15 protein-coding genes are annotated in these 15565 nt (G+C 40.2%); all 15 read right to left on the bottom strand.

Annotated features, from left to right (window positions below; genetic code table 11):
* Window positions 1-10: 10 nt before the first annotated feature.
* Window positions 11-865 (bottom strand): phosphate propanoyltransferase, encoded by an 855-nt coding sequence (gene pduL / locus AB7942_RS27675; protein ID WP_483310935.1) that lies wholly within the window; start codon window positions 863-865, stop codon window positions 11-13.
* A gap of 19 nt (window positions 866-884) precedes the next feature.
* On the bottom strand, window positions 885-1178 hold the full coding sequence (locus AB7942_RS27670; protein WP_026564963.1) for a BMC domain-containing protein: 294 nt from the start codon (window positions 1176-1178) through the stop codon (window positions 885-887).
* Between the two features lie 15 nt (window positions 1179-1193).
* Window positions 1194-2717, bottom strand: coding sequence for an aldehyde dehydrogenase family protein (locus tag AB7942_RS27665; protein WP_369449343.1), 1524 nt, complete (start codon window positions 2715-2717; stop codon window positions 1194-1196).
* 76 nt (window positions 2718-2793) lie between these two features.
* Entirely contained in the window at window positions 2794-3447 is a 654-nt protein-coding gene (gene eutL, locus AB7942_RS27660; RefSeq protein WP_369449342.1) for an ethanolamine utilization microcompartment protein EutL, read from the bottom strand.
* Window positions 3448-3462: 15 nt separating this feature from the next.
* Complete coding sequence (gene eutC, locus AB7942_RS27655) at window positions 3463-4434, bottom strand: ethanolamine ammonia-lyase subunit EutC (RefSeq protein WP_369449341.1); 972 nt, start codon at window positions 4432-4434, stop codon at window positions 3463-3465.
* 12 nt (window positions 4435-4446) lie between these two features.
* Window positions 4447-5811: an ethanolamine ammonia-lyase subunit EutB gene (locus AB7942_RS27650; protein ID WP_369449340.1), complete on the bottom strand. Its 1365-nt coding sequence runs from the start codon at window positions 5809-5811 to the stop codon at window positions 4447-4449.
* A 17-nt stretch (window positions 5812-5828) separates the two neighbouring features.
* A complete protein-coding gene (locus AB7942_RS27645) occupies window positions 5829-7274 on the bottom strand; it encodes an ethanolamine ammonia-lyase reactivating factor EutA (protein WP_369449339.1) in 1446 nt (481 codons plus the stop codon).
* A 137-nt stretch (window positions 7275-7411) separates the two neighbouring features.
* Complete coding sequence (locus AB7942_RS27640; RefSeq protein ID WP_369449360.1) at window positions 7412-7912, bottom strand: EutP/PduV family microcompartment system protein; 501 nt, start codon at window positions 7910-7912, stop codon at window positions 7412-7414.
* 39 nt (window positions 7913-7951) lie between these two features.
* The gene (gene eutS, locus AB7942_RS27635; RefSeq protein ID WP_168243707.1) at window positions 7952-8293 is read right to left on the bottom strand and encodes an ethanolamine utilization microcompartment protein EutS; all 342 of its coding nucleotides are present in this window, start codon (window positions 8291-8293) and stop codon (window positions 7952-7954) included.
* Window positions 8294-8397: 104 nt separating this feature from the next.
* Window positions 8398-8970 (bottom strand): ANTAR domain-containing response regulator, encoded by a 573-nt coding sequence (locus AB7942_RS27630; protein ID WP_026564955.1) that lies wholly within the window; start codon window positions 8968-8970, stop codon window positions 8398-8400.
* 3 nt (window positions 8971-8973) lie between these two features.
* Complete coding sequence (locus tag AB7942_RS27625) at window positions 8974-10407, bottom strand: histidine kinase N-terminal domain-containing protein (protein ID WP_369449338.1); 1434 nt, start codon at window positions 10405-10407, stop codon at window positions 8974-8976.
* 401 nt (window positions 10408-10808) lie between these two features.
* Window positions 10809-11882, bottom strand: a complete 1074-nt coding sequence (locus tag AB7942_RS27620) for a Ger(x)C family spore germination protein (protein ID WP_369449337.1) — start codon at window positions 11880-11882, stop codon at window positions 10809-10811.
* The gene (locus AB7942_RS27615) at window positions 11879-12970 is read right to left on the bottom strand and encodes a GerAB/ArcD/ProY family transporter (RefSeq protein ID WP_369449336.1); all 1092 of its coding nucleotides are present in this window, start codon (window positions 12968-12970) and stop codon (window positions 11879-11881) included. The genes AB7942_RS27620 and AB7942_RS27615 overlap by 4 nt, the downstream gene beginning before the upstream one ends.
* A gap of 15 nt (window positions 12971-12985) precedes the next feature.
* The gene (locus AB7942_RS27610; RefSeq protein WP_483310934.1) at window positions 12986-14503 is read right to left on the bottom strand and encodes a spore germination protein; all 1518 of its coding nucleotides are present in this window, start codon (window positions 14501-14503) and stop codon (window positions 12986-12988) included.
* Between the two features lie 182 nt (window positions 14504-14685).
* The coding region (locus AB7942_RS27605) for a transposase (protein ID WP_369449335.1) at window positions 14686-15565 on the bottom strand (880 nt) is incomplete at its 5' end.

Genomic DNA, 15565 nt, shown 5'->3' with positions numbered 1-15565 from the left:
TCCCCTTAAACTAATTCATAACCTGGATGCTTTTTTTCAACTCTCTTGCAACTTCTCGTGCCAATGGAGTCACAATTGTGCCTTTCCGAACCAATATCATCTCGTACTGACATGCCTGCACATCTCTTTTGGTTAAGAGATTTTTTTGAAAATGAACTTCTTTTGGTTCGTTTTGTTCAGGTGATACCTGATTGGTCACAGGCTGGGGTTTTACTAAAGGCTCCCCATCCTTAACAATGAAACCAGCCTGACCGCTTGTAATGAACCCGGCATTAGCTTCATCGGTATCGATATGCATTTCAAGCAGATATCTCGGTGAAACCCTTATAAGTACTTTTTCAAACGAAACCGGGCGTTCCCCTTCTGTTCGGATTCGTACATACTCGCCGTTTTCAACGCCAAAATAAGCGGCATCCTCAGGGTGCATATGAATATGAGCCTGGGCAATGATCAGTCCTTCATTTTTGAAAATACTTCCTTTGGGCCCTGCCAGAGTAATCGGTGCAGAACCAGCAATATTGCCAGATTCCCTTATCGGCGGTTTCAACCCTAGCTTTACTGCATCCGTTCTGCTGACTTCCACTTGTGTTAAAGAACGAGCCGGACCGAGGATTCGCACTTTTTCAATGCTTCCTCTTGGTCCGACAATGACCACCGTTTCATTAGCCGCAAATTGACCGGGCTGAGACAAGTCCGCTTTTTTCGTTAACTCATACCCTTTGCCAAAAAGCGTTTCTAAATCAGCTTGACTTAAGTGGCAATGGCGGGCAGAGACAGCCATCGGGATTGTATTGGGTCTGAAGTCCTTTTTTAACAATTGCTGAATCACTTCTTCAACAACCGTTCGAATAGATTGTTCATTCATCGAATTGGCTCCTTACTTCTTACACTTCCACTTCTAATTTTGGTAAAATGCTCTCCAATTCGTTGTGCGGACGTGGGATGACATGAACAGATAATAGTTCACCAACACGTTCTGCTGCTGCCGCACCTGCTTCAGTTGCCGCTTTAACCGCACCTACATCTCCGCGGACAAGAACCGTTACAAGCCCGCCGCCAACATGTACTTTACCTATTAAATGTACGTTTGCTGCCTTTACCATTGCATCTGCTGCTTCTACGGATGCTACCAAACCTTTTGTTTCCACCATTCCTAATGCTGTTAATTCTCTAGCCATTGTAAATTCCTCCTATTAATTCATTTGATATTTTTTTAATACTTGATTTACCAATTCAGAAATTACCTGCGAATCTAGCTGGCCCGATACATTCACATTGCTTAAAACATGATTCACAATCTCGTCTACATGGTTGCTGGCACCCCATTGTGGAGCAGGACTTTTGCTGGATGGTTTTGGAACGTTAACCTCTTTTGTTCCATAGGCCATTCTTTTGATATTGATTAAATGGCGGGCCGTTAGATTGTCTGAAGTAATATTACCGCCAAATGATCCACAGCCAAGTGTCAGCGATGGCATCAATTCCGTTGTGGCTCCAACCGCACCAATGGAAGAAAGAGTATTCACCATCAGTCGTGATACTGGCATGAATAGCGCAAATTCACGGGCTACATTGTCATCATTGGTGTGAAGGGATAAGCTATGTCCCATCCCTCCTAAATTTAAGATTTTCACACACAGCTCTTTTGCACTTTCATAGCTTTCAGCTGTATAAATCGGAAAGATCGGCGCAAGTTTTTCAATGGAAAAAGGAACGTCCTTCCCTATCCGCGTTTCTTGCGCAATTAAAATCGTTGTGTCGGCTGTAACGGAAATACCCGCCAATTCCGCAATCTTGAAAGCACTTTGACCAACAATTGCCGGATTCAGCTTTCCTGGCAATGGTGAAATCACCTTTTCTAAAAGTGATTTCTCCTGCTCATTTAAGAAATAGGCGCCATTATTTTTAAGCTCCCTTACGGCCATTTCTTTGACATTCTGGTCAACCACAATGGCTTGTTCCGTTGCACAAATCGTGCCGTTATCAAACGTTTTGCTTTGAACAATCATTTTGACCGCTTTTTCGATATTGGCGGTTTTTTCGATATAGACGGGCACGTTTCCAGGACCGACACCATATGCAGGCTTACCTGAACTGTAGGCAGCACGGACTAAATCTTTTCCGCCAGTTGCTAAAATCAAATTAATATCACGATGGTGCATTAATTCAGTGGTTGCTGCCATTGTTGGTTTTGAGATCCAGCCAATAATTCCGTCCGGCGCTCCCGCATCAACGGCTGCCTCCAAACAAATCTTTAAAGCGGCGACTGAGCATTTCACTGCCCGTGGGTGCGGACTAAATACGATTCCATTTCTTGTTTTTAGTGCGATTAATGCTTTAAAAATCGCACTCGAAGTTGGATTTGTCGTTGGAATGATCCCGGCAATCACCCCAAAAGGTGAGGCGACTTCGACTATTTTCTTTGTACGGTCCTCGTTAATGATTCCAACTGTCTTCTCGTTTTTAATAGATTCATAGACAGCATGTGAACCGACGTCATTTTTCATTTTTTTATGTTCGACTACACCCATTCCGGTTTCTTCGACCGCCATCTGGGCTAATTCAAGTGATTTGGCAGCAGCCGCTTCGGCAGCCCGTTTCACAATTTTGTCGACTTGTTCTTGGGAAAACGCCAAGTACTTTTGCTGTGCTTCTTTAGCTTTCTGAACTGCATCCCGCATTTCCTGAATGGATTGTAAATCTAAATCAAATGGCAACAGGGACACTCCTTTCTCTCTTGTTTTTTGTTTAAAATTACACGTATGCAGCATTATCCGCCTATTATATAGGAATCTAATACTGTCGTGGATTTCTCGCAATTTCGATAATCACAGCACGAAAAGCATCCGCTGCCGCCTGGCATGCCGATTGCGACCCGGTCAATAGCCCACCTCCAAAGTTTGTTTCCGAAGGCGGTCCAAAAAACTTAACCAGCTCTACATCAGCAGCCTTTAACGCCGCATCCATTCCATACACCGCCTCAAGCGGCGGAGCAATCAAATAGGCTAGTGCTTCTCCTTGATTAATCCCTGCCTCAGCTGATAGATAAGAACCGGTTCTTGCCACGACATGGGCATACAATGCATGGCTTTTTTCCTCATTGATTGCCTCAAAATACGCTTCATTTTCTGCGGTTTGAATCACCGCATCAATCCCGCTTTTCACTTCATCTGGACTTGGACCGGCCAACACGCCGATCATTTCACCAGACAATGGCCCTGATGTATGCGCGGAACCTGCGTAGAAGGACTTTGCATAGACAACATCAACATCTGCGCGTTTCGTTGCTTCATCAAGAGCTGTATAGCCGACATCGTCAATCGTTGAGGTAAAAATCGCTAAACTCCGTTGATGGGCTTTTAACTGAAACTGAGCTGCTAAGGCAGGGTCAACGTTTGGAATAATCCGAACAGCCAAGATATTTGCATGAATTTGTTCTAATGCCATTTATTAACCCTCCCCTTATTGCTCTTTTTGTACTAGCGAAACACCGCTGGCTTCATATTTTAATATTTTTTGCACGAGAGTTCCGATATAGGCGCCGGCCTCCACCGGTGGAATGCCGCCCTTATGAATATTGGAGATGACCATCCGGTCGGCCTCAATGGTGCCGTGGCGTGGTTCGTAGCAGAGATACGCACTTAACGATTCCGCACTCACGAGACCTGGACGTTCACCAATCAAGTAAACAATCACTTTCGGTTTTAGGATCTCCCCAACATCATCCATTGCCGCCACCCGGCCTTTTTCGATAAAAAATGGTGTTCCGACATCGAGCCCTAAGCTTTGAAGCGATTGATTAAGAGATAAATAGACATCCTCTAAATTTTCCTCGATCGCTTTCGAACTTAAGCCGTCAGAAATTATAATTTGAACCGTCGGAGACTTTTTACATTTTTGATCAATTAATTGTTTTGCCTCATCAGAGAGCTTTCGGCCGAAGTCAGGACGGCGGACATAGACCTCTTTGTCGGTAACCTTCGTGTTAACTTTTAATAAGGATAAGCTTTCAAGTATTTTCGGATCGACATCACCATAAACGGCATCGACTGCTGCCGCATGGTCAAAGCGAAACTTCAGCCAAGTGGCCGTTTTGGGCCTTAATCCCGCACGGCCGACGCCAATTCTTGCCGGTGTTTTGCTAATTAAAAGATCCAGCTCTTCCTTATTAATCGGATTTTCAAGTCCTACAGGCGGCTTTGGTTCAAGAAGTATTTCTTTTTCATGGGCTGACACCGTGCAGCCCGGACTTTGATTGCACTCTGTTTCAACATGATTCGTCCGGTGGCTCCAAAATTTCACTTCCACTTTTGCCGATGTATCAACGTTCGTCTTTTTCTTAACTTCTTCCACCGCCGCACCGCCAGCAGCGGTCTTCGTCTGCAATTTTTCAACCACCATTTTCGTGATTTGTTCCACTAACTCAGGATTCACTCCTTACACCTCCTATCGCGAAAAAATCGTCGGGTCACCTGCATATTTACTTAATTTCCCGTTTTCAAAAATCCCCATTTTCTCCAGCCATGCTTCAAATGATGGTGCCGGCCGTTTATTCAGCGTCTGTCTTAATGTCGCAACATCGTGATAACTTAAGCTCTGGTAATTGAGCATACAATCATCACCCATTGGTGCAGCGATAATAAAATTCACCCCTGCCGCGGAAAGCAGCACGCCAAGATCTTCAATGTCATTCTGGTCTGCTTTAATATGGTTCGTATAGCAAATATCAACGCCCATTGGAATGCCATGCATTTTTCCCATAAAATGATCTTCAAGACCGGCTCGAATCACTTGTTTGTTGTTGTACAAGTACTCTGGTCCGATAAAGCCGACTACCGTATTGACAATATACGGGTCATAGTAGCGGGCAAAGCCATAATTCCGGGATTCCATTGTCAATTGGTCGATATCATAATGAGCTTCGGCGGATAATTCCGAGCCTTGACCTGTCTCAAAATACAAACGTTGTGGACCAGTTCCTGTACCGTATACTTTCGCCATTTCATTGGCTTCCGCCAAGAGGGAAGCGGTAATCCCGAAAGAACGATTCGCCGCTTCGGTTCCGGCAATACTCTGGAAAATCATATCTGCCGGCGCCCCCTGCTGGACCGCTTTCATTTGAGCTGTCACATGGGCAAGCACACAGTTTTGCGTTGGAATTTCCCATTTTTGAATAAAGTCATGTGTCGCATGCAATAACCGTTTTACACTTTCAACGGAGTCATCTACCGGGTTTATTCCAATTACTGCATCTCCAATCCCATACGCAAGCCCTTCTTTCATTGAGGCCATCATCCCGTCGACATTATCCGTCGGATGGTTTGGCTGCAGCCTAGAGGCTAACACTCCTTTTTGACCAATCGTAATATTGCATTTGGATAAAACTTCAATTTTATTGGCGGCATGGACTAAATCGAGGTTGGACATGATCTTTGCCACCGCTGCAATCATTTCACTATTCAGACCTCGGCTGAGGCGTTTCAAGTCTTCACCGGTAGTTGAATCGTTCAGGATATACTCGCGAAGCTCCGAAACAGACCAATTTTTAATCGATTGATAGATGGGTTCGTTGATCTGACCCTCGATAATCCTTGAAACCTCATCCTCTTCAGGAGATAGCATGGGATTTTCCCTAATATCTAGTAGTGTTAAATAGCTCAACACTTGTTTTGCTGCGATTCTTTCCTGAACGGTCTCAGCAGCGATCCCTGCTAAGCGGTCGCCGGATTTTTCTTCATTTGCTTTCGCAAATAAATCTTTTAGTGAGGAAAATTGATAGACGGTACCTAAATAGGTGGACTTTAATCTCATAAGAATGCCCCCTTTCGTCATTTCTGGAATGTTAATGTTTTTATGATGACAGGAACAACATCGGTTTCGAGCACTTGGCCTATATCCAAATAGTCCCCATTTTCAACTTTAATTTGATCAATACAAATGACGGATTGCACCGGAGCCTTCCGCTTGAGTGTTTGCCCGAGAACTTTTGCATAATCCCGGTCAAGCACAAGGACCAACTCTTGAGTTTGATTCGGTTTTTGTTTCATTGCTTTGAGGATGTATTCAGCAAATTCATCGATTTCACGGAATTTTAAGTAAGGCAGTTCTGAAAAATAAACCGCAAAATTCTGTCCCTCACGCTGTGGGTCATAGAGATCGAGTGCTTCCTCAATCCGCTTGGATAATTGGTTTATTTCCGTTTTAAAATCACCCTCGAATCGAATCTGGTAAACCGGCAAGTTTTTCATCGGCAATTTACGATTATCAACTTCAATGGTTGCGCCGCTGATTTCAGTCGTTTGCATTCCGGCGCCCAGCACTGTGGCCCGAACCGTTTCCTGCGGCTTTACCCAAGTCCATTGAGCAAGACTTGAGCTTTCCTTTAAGGAGGCGGCTAACATCAACCCGATATCATCGTATTTGGCCGACTGTACGATTCCGGTCTCATGCTGATAAATGCATTCACTTATCCCGCCTGAGAACATAATCGCCTCAATATCTTCCACCCAGTTAGGTTCATGCCCTAGCAGCAACGTTAGATCCTCGTTTGTGAGTGCCTTTTTTAACATCCGCGCAATGACATCTGCCATAAAATCGGTTACTTGTTTTATCGCTGATGGATTTTGGTTTTGCCCCTCCACCATCCTTGAATCCCATTGTCGCAGTAAATTTTTAACAGGCGGAGAAATACTCTGGATTTTATTGTCGTTACATTCAATTAATCTGCCGCCTACATGAAGCGTACAGGTTCCACAAAGTCTGCCAGATTTATAAACGGCCACATTGGCTGTACCCCCGCCGATATCGATATTAGCGATAACCTTCCTCGTATCTTTCGAATATTCATAGGCGCCCGATCCCTTAGCGGCAATAATTCCTTCTAAGTCAGGACCAGCTGTTGCAACTAGAAACTCCCCAGCCTGGTCAGACAGCTGATGCAGCATTACTTCTGCATTTGACTTTGTGGCTGTTTCACCCGTAATGATCACTGCTCCCGTTTGAATATCCTTTGGCTCAATACCTGCTTTCTGATATTCCTTTCTGACAAAGTCTTCAATTTTTTCAATATCAATGGCGGTTGGTGAAAGCAGCGGTGTCCGGTAAATCGGGCTGCGATGGATGACCTGTTTGTCAATGATTTCAATTCGCGGCACATGTGCCCCGCCAGCCATATTCATTAACGTGAGCCGGCTGATTACCAGCTTTGTTGTACTTGTGCCTATATCGATTCCCGCACTGATCATTTCTTCTTTTTGCGGGCCTTTGAACTTCATCTCAACTCCCCCAAAAAACAAAAAGCGCCCCTTGTAAACTATCCCAAATTAGATAGTTTAAAAGAGGCGCCATTGCCATTAAATTCATTTGTTATTCATAATATAAATTATTTTCTGGATATTGTAAAGGCTTTCATTTAAAAAATTACAAATGGGGATGGATTTCCTTCAAAATACTTCTTCATTTCATGTGTCGAACGGAAGTTTACCAGATTCCGGATCTCCTCTATTCCTTTATTTTTTAGGGAAGAGGTAATGACAATCGGACCTTTGGTTACGATTACCTTTTTTAACAAAGAAATGGCTAGTTCAACGTCAGCCTGGTCTGAATCACTTTTTGTGACCACCCCAATGGGGATTTTATTGATTCCGCTGCTGAATCCTGGCGGGAAAATCATTTTCTTCTTGGTCGCATCCTGTAAATACAGGACATGTGTCACTTCTAATGCCGTTGCCATGATATTTTTATAGTAGAACGGGTTTTCACAATATTCTCCTGGGGTATCAACAATCCAATCGTAGTAATTCAGCGACTGCGTTTTGACAGCAGGCACGTCCCGGTCAAGCAATGCATTTGTTAACGTCGATTTTCCGGCCCCAATGGAACCGATCAGCATGGCTCGGTTCTTTTTCGTCATCATATTTCCTCCTTTCTTGAAAAATTCTATTTTCTGATTCTATGACTTCGTGATCTCCGCCGGGGTATATTTCAGCGTATCCTGCAAAAAACGGTTGATTTCCTGCATCGCCATTTCTACCTCTGAAACATTGCCGACAATCACAAGACTTCCGGTAAAGCGATCCAAAAATCCTAACTTGACATTAGCCGATTTGGTGGCTAAATCTCCGGCAATAATCACCGTCTCACTTGGGGTCAGCGTCAAAATCCCTAATGCCCCAGCCTCCTGTATCCCCAGTTTTTCAAACATATCCGGGTCCGGATTGGCAATAATATGGCTTAAAGTTACCTGTTTCCCTGGGACAAACTCCTGTATAAACCTCTTTTTCTCTTCGTTCACGACAAACCCGCCTCTCAAATTAATAAAAAAAATGCCTAATAGACTTTATTTTTATAAAAAATAAAACCTACTAAGCACCTTTGCTTCATCTATTCACTTGTAAACTAACTTGGGTACTTCAAAATAATGTACTTTGCCACTTTTTCCAATGGCATTTGTTTTTTCATGCTAAGGTCTCTAATCTTATTGTAAGCCGTTTCCTCCGGTAAATTCAATTGTTTCATTAAAATTCCTTTTGCTTTTTCAACAATCTTTCGGTTTTTCAGTTCCCGATTCATTTCTTCTACTTTTTCTTTATAAAGAATAGCATTTTCTGCCTGCTTCAAAGCAATTTCAACCGCAGGAATCAAGTTAGCCTCCGAAATCGGCTTTACAAGATACCCTAAAATATTTGCCTTCTTCGCTTTTTCTATATATTCCTTTTGACTATAGGCCGTTAACAGCAAAATCGGGATATTGAATTTGTTGGAAATAATCTCACTGGCCTTTAAACCGTTCAGCTTCGGCATTTTAATATCCATGATCATTAAGTCAGGTTTAAGGCTGTAAGCCAATTCAATTGCTTTCTCGCCATCAGCTGCTTCAGCCACAACATCATAGCCAGCATCTTTTAACATGAGGGAAACATCCAATCGGACGATGGACTCATCTTCAACAACGATAATTCGCTTTTTCATTCCTTAATCCTCCCACGCAAAGGGAAATTCGACGGTTACTTCCGTTCCTTCACTTGTTCCTTCAATGGAAAAATGGCCCGATAAATCATGTTCTATCATCATTTTAACAATATCAAGCCCTAATGACGGCTTCATAGAAGGAGTATAGCCAATTCCATTATCTTTTACAAGGACTCTTACTGCAGAAGCCTCTTCCTGGATGACTACATCAATTTGGCCCTCTGTCATCTCCGCAAATGCATGCTTCACACAATTTTGAATTAATTCATTTATAACAAGAGCAACGGAAACAGCTAGATTCGATTTAATAAGGATCTTTGGGCCGGAATAGTCGATCGAAATCAATTTTCCTTCATGATCTTCACTTAAGACCAGCATATTCCCAATTTTTTCTATTAAACTAACAATCTCTACATCATCCTGATTTTCAGAATTGGATAAGATGATTTCATAGACAGAGGCAATACTTAAAATTCGGTTGAGGCTTTCGATAAAATAAAACTTGCTTTCTTCGGGGACCCCTCTTCGCATCTGCAGCCGAAGAAGACTCGCTACCGTTTGCAAGTTATTTTTTACACGATGATGGATTTCCCGGATGGCCACAGTCTTTACGGTAAGCTCCCTCTCCTTTTGGCGCAGCTCTGTTAAGTCACGAAAAATGATAAACGATCCGCTATTTTTCTCATGCTGCACAAGAGCAATTTTTTTCATTTGAAAGACTTTATTTTGAATGATGATTTCTTGGACCACAAGTTCATCCGGCAGCCTGCAAATTTTTGCAAGGTTAGGAAAATAGGAAGTAAAAAGATTGCCGCTTTTACATTCCTCCGAACACATTTCTAAAACAAGATTCATCGCAGCAGGATTCGAATATTGAATCTGTAAATCCTCGTCAATAATGAATAGAGATTCCTCAATCACATCTGGGATAAAAGGGCGATTTTCAGCCATTCCCAGTAAGAGTTCGCTAAGTGTCTCATTCGCTTCTGTTAGCGCTTTCAGTTTATTTTGATTTTGGAGCTTATCACTGTTGTCTTTCTCCATGATCAACGTGCCAATCACTCGGTTATGAATTCCAACAATCGGAACAACGCTTTGTTCGACTTTTTTCCCTTCCTGGGTTAAGGCATGATTGAGAAAAAGCGGCTTACCTGTCCGAAACGCATAAAAAACTGCAGGCTCAAACGTTTCGTAGGCAAACTTTCCTACCACCGGATTTTTATAGACAGAATTGGCCGTTGCAGGTGCTGCTTCTGCCACCACAATAGCATGCTTTTTTTCACTTGTTTGGCAATCTACAAACACATTTGCTTGATTTAAATCGGCAATTAATTGCACGTTTTGAACCACTTCTTGGATCTTTTGTATGTCTTGTTCCGATAGGTCTGTGTGAAGCTGACATAGAGTTACTACGGTGTTCATCTCAGTTTTAAACATGTCATAGCCCCAATCTTTTATCTTTAAATATATAAAAATATTTTATATATCATTTATCATAGTGTCAATCTTCTGTTTTTTACAAAAAATGGTTCACTGTGCCCGGTATTAATTGTTAAATAAAGTCATTTATAAAAAAGATTTGATAATTTGTTTAATAATACAACCACAAATTATAAATGACTAATTTCTAGCCAAAAGCAAGAACAAAAAAGCACACGTTATTTCCTATACTCCACTCTAAAGAGGAGTTGCCGCTGCAACCCCAATTTTAATTTCTTATATCTAATGGAGAAAATTTCACCATAAAAAATGCACCTCGAATTGTTAGAGTGTGTCTAACAATTCGGGTGCAGTCCATTATTCTTCGGCTTTTCTGCTTATTAGACTTTAGATAGTGTTTACTTAGTCACTCCATACTCAGTAATCTTTACTTTCACATTAGTTTTAATTGGAAGCTCACGATAATAAGCTTTATATTTGTTGACATTAAATGATCGGTCTTGGCTTTTTATGATATCGCCCAATCCAATTGGGTCTACATTTAGTTCTTGGATTGTAGCGATAATCTTTTTGTAATCTTTCGAAATTTGCTTTTCCATCTCCTTCTCAAGACCTTGCACCACTTTTTGATTATTTATCGTTCCTTTATGTTCTCTTACTACCCCATTGATTGAGATATCAATTCTAACTTTGGGGACTGACTTTGATGTGTCCACTGTATAATGCCTTTTAGCCTTCACATTCTCAACAACTGCTGAATTGCGCCCATTATGGATTGGGAAGATACCAGATTCAAAGTTCTCTACGAGCGTTTTAAACGCAAAGGTTTGTTTAAAAGGAATTTTTCCAACGTATCTATCGTCTTTAAATAAGGCAATTCCATTTATTTTCACTTTCCCGTTCTTCATTTTTAATAGCGGAAGAAAAGGATCTCCCCCTTTTGAAAAATACAAATACTTCATTTGATGAAGATTCGTCTTAGGAATTGTCCCTTTTTCGATGTATTTTTCTAATAAAGTTGATATGTAGAGACCAGTGTCTGTTGATGGAAATTTTTTAATGATATAATCTTTTGCCTTGCCTTCGACAACTGCAAGAAGAACTCGCGAACCTATACTTGGTTCTCGACTAAGATAATCAATAAATTCATAAATTCCATGCTCCGCCAGCTCTTCACTGTACAAGGCTACTTCCAACTTACCACTAAATAAAGGTTTATCGGCCTCGGAATCAAGTTTTGCTCGATTCTCTCGTATAAGACTGGAAACGTCTGAAAACGTTTGAGTAGAGATAGTTTTATCTGGTTTAAATACTGGAATGGAAACCGTGCCCCTGACATAATTAGCATCTACGTAATCATAACCTACAGCAGTAACAAGATCGATATCATCAATAATTTTTTCTTCAGAGACACATCCTGTTAATAAAATCATGAGGACAATATTAATAAAGCTCAGTTGAAGTTTTTTCATTTATTTTTTCTCACCTTGCTGTAAATAAAATAGCTGATAAAGATGAAAGGAATGTAACCAAAAAAGACAAAATATCCTGCGAAAGAAAGCGAATTACTTAATAGTTTTATTTGGCTGTGAGTTTTAACAAACGGAACAACAAACAACGTAACTAAAAGCGAAAACAACAGGGCTTTTCGCTGCTTTACTCCAAACGTTTGTTTTGCTCCTCTCATAAATGCCCAGTATGCTAATGTAATGTTCGGAAGGATAACTAAAGCCCAGGAGCTGATCCCTATATACTCAAATCTTTCAACAAAAGGCATTTCGATTATCTTCCATAAATCTAATGTCGGCCAAAGATTTGTTTTCAGCTGCTCCTCACTATAGAATACAATGGTTACAATATAAGTGATCAGATAGATTAAAATACTGAATACAACGCCAAATTGTGCCCATTTTTGTGATTTCTCCGGATTCTTAATAAATGGATAATAGATAAACAGTGTAGAAAATCCAATATAGCTAAGGGACATTTGTTTAGCCGACAACATGATTTCATTTATTGAATGATGAAAAATTGGCAGTAAATTGTCATAATGAGCAAATTCCAGTGGAAAAATTAAAGTAAGAATTAAATAAAGCGGCAGCATTACTCCGAAAAAGCAAATACCTGTTACAATTCTAAATCCACCTTCTACGATATAGTAAAACAAAGGAAAAAAAATCACACATAACGATAGTAGACTGACTCTCGGAAACATCCATACTTGAATTACTTCAAAATATGTTCGCATGATAACGATTGAAATTAACAGGAAATAAATAAGTAAGAAGATATTAAAAAGGTTCCCTATCCACTTCCCAAATATTTTTTTGTTAATGGCGATGATATCTGTCTTTTCCTTGTTTAGCACACGATACATCATCCAAATTAAAATATTAATATACATCCCTGATATTATGATCGAAATCCATGCATCATTCCCCGCCCATTTGACGATTTCCGCTTGAAAAGAAAGGACACCAACTCCAATTTGGATAGAATTTACCAAGAATAAAACAAGATAAGGTGAAACTTGAAATCTTTCCTCAACTGTAGATTGCATTACTTCACACACCAATCACTCATCAACATCTTTTTTTTCCTTCGCTTTTTTAGGATTAAAGCGCAGCGAATTTCCCGTTTGCAGTTTTATTGGTCTATTGGGATTTGCTGAGAACGGAAACCTAAAAAATGCGTCTTTTAAATCTTGCATACGAGTAGGATAAATTGGTTCCAAAAATGGTCTTCCTAATGATGTTAAGCGCAGCAAATGGGCAAGCATATAACAAAAACAAACGACTACTCCTAACATCCCGAAAAAGTTTGCAAATAATAAAAATGGAAAACGTATTAAGCGTATTGTGTTACCCATTTGATACACAGGAGTCGTAAATGAAGCCAACGCCGCCAATGCAACAATAATAAGCAAAACATTACTTGTAAGACCAGCTTCAACTGAAGCGGTTCCTATAACAATCCCTCCCACGATACCAATTGTTTGTCCTACCTTTGTTGGCAGTCTGGCACCCGCTTCTCTTAATAGCTCAATCGTTAATTCAAGAAAAATGGCTTCTAAAATCGGTGGAAGTGGAACCTCACGTCTGGATGTTATAAGAGTTCCCATCAAATCCTTTGGAATTAATTCATAATGAAACGTTAAAGTGGCAACGTAAATCGGTGTAACCAGGATCGAAAAAGATACGGCAAATAATCGAATTATTCGAAATGATGAAGCGATAATCGGGTTTAAAAAATAGTCTTCAAAGGCTGCAAAAAATTCAATAAGGGATGTAGGCCCAATTAATGCATGAGGCGAACCGTTTACTAATACCACTACCTTCCCTTCAGAAAGAACAGCAGCAACACGATCTGGTCTTTCCGTATCGACTAACTGTGGGAATAAGGATAACTGATTATCAGAAATCATTTGTGTAATATATGAGCTATCAATGACTTGGTCAAATTCAATATCTTTCACCCGTTGTAAAACCGTGTTTACATTTTCTTCATTTGCGATACCTTCAATAAAAATAACAGATATATTTGTTTTTGATAAACTGCCAATTTCAAATTGTTTTACCGTTAACTCAGGGATGGGCAATCTTTTTCGGATTAAATTTAAATTAATCGACATAGATTCCACAAAAGATTCTTTAGGGCCTACTACAGAAAATTCAACCTCCGGCAGTGAAATAGCACGTGATTGTTTGGATTCTGCCTGGACTAATACACATGTTACATCGAATTCATGTAGTTGAATTACGATATAACCAGTATGAATTTTTGCATTAATAATATCCACATCGCTTGTAATCATAATATTTTCAATGGGTAAAACAGATTTTATGTTTTCTAAGGAAGTACCTCGAGCTTTATCTAAATGACACATTATGTCTTTATGTAAAATATCAGGATCGACAAGGGACTGATTATACGATATCCAATACTCATGCTCAAATTTAGGATAACAATAGTGAATGAAGTCATCCGAATTCATCGATTTCTTGATTAATTCATTGAGACTATTTAATGAAGTAAACTCATTTCCCTCCTGTGCCTTAAACTCTCTTGGTTTAAATTTTGGTTTTTTGAACATTTATTTACGTCCTTTAAAGTTGTATGCTTCGTTGTTAATATTTTCTACATTATTGTTAATTTATAAACATTTTGGTGCCTGACACCATCTGTGGACATATTGTATATTCTGTCCTTTTCCGGTGTACACTCTTTCTTGCAGTTAGAGGATGGCATAAGTAGAAAAGAAATGTTTAAGAGTATTTAGCAAGGTGATGCAATTCCTACAAAAATCCTTGCTAGTTTACCGATCAGTTTCATAATTGATTTCATTTTCTTTATCTTCTTAACCTTCACATTATGGGAATGCATGGCTTTAAATTCAGGGTTATTCATCACAAGGCTCATGGTTGCTAAGTAGAGGAAACGTCGAAGTCTTGACCTTCCACGCTTCGAAATAACAATCTGACCTTTCCACTTGCCAGAACTTGCTTCAGCTAGATGTAATCCTGCATGACGTAAAAGAGAGTTTCCGTGAGACAATCCACTTAGATTACCTGATTCACCTAGGATCCCAGCTAATGAAATTTCACTTATTCCTTTAATCATAAGTAGTTTTTTTGCAAATGGAATATTGTTGAGATCTTCTGTAACTAGTTGTTTTACAGCGAGGTCATATTCTTCTAATAATTGTTCTAGATGGAATTTATAAGCATCCAGTGCTTGTCCCGTTCCAATAGAAGATTTTGCTAGATTGATCAGTAATTGATCCTTTTTAGGTCCTGGTTGTCTTTTCATTAATGACTTCCATCCCCTCTGGACATCTATTGACTCCATTGAAGATATTTCAGCTGGAGTTGGAAACAAACGAAGGGTTGCGATTGCACCTTTGCACGAAACATCGTTAAACACTTGTCGCAACTCTGGAAAGACAACATCTACCCATCGATTTATTTGATTAATAGACATTACGAGACGCTTTACAATCACATCACGATTAGACATTAGCACTCTAAGTTTCTCAAATGATTCTGATGATGGGCGAATAAAGGAATAGTAGCCGTTTTTGACCATATCCGCGATAACGAGCGCATCTTTTTTATCACTCTTTGATTGAGTATTATCACGATTTTCTTTATTCCTT

This window comes from Neobacillus sp. BF23-41 (assembly GCF_041106275.1).
Note: the sequence above shows the minus strand (reverse complement) of the source record. Positions and strands in the feature narration are given on the sequence as shown.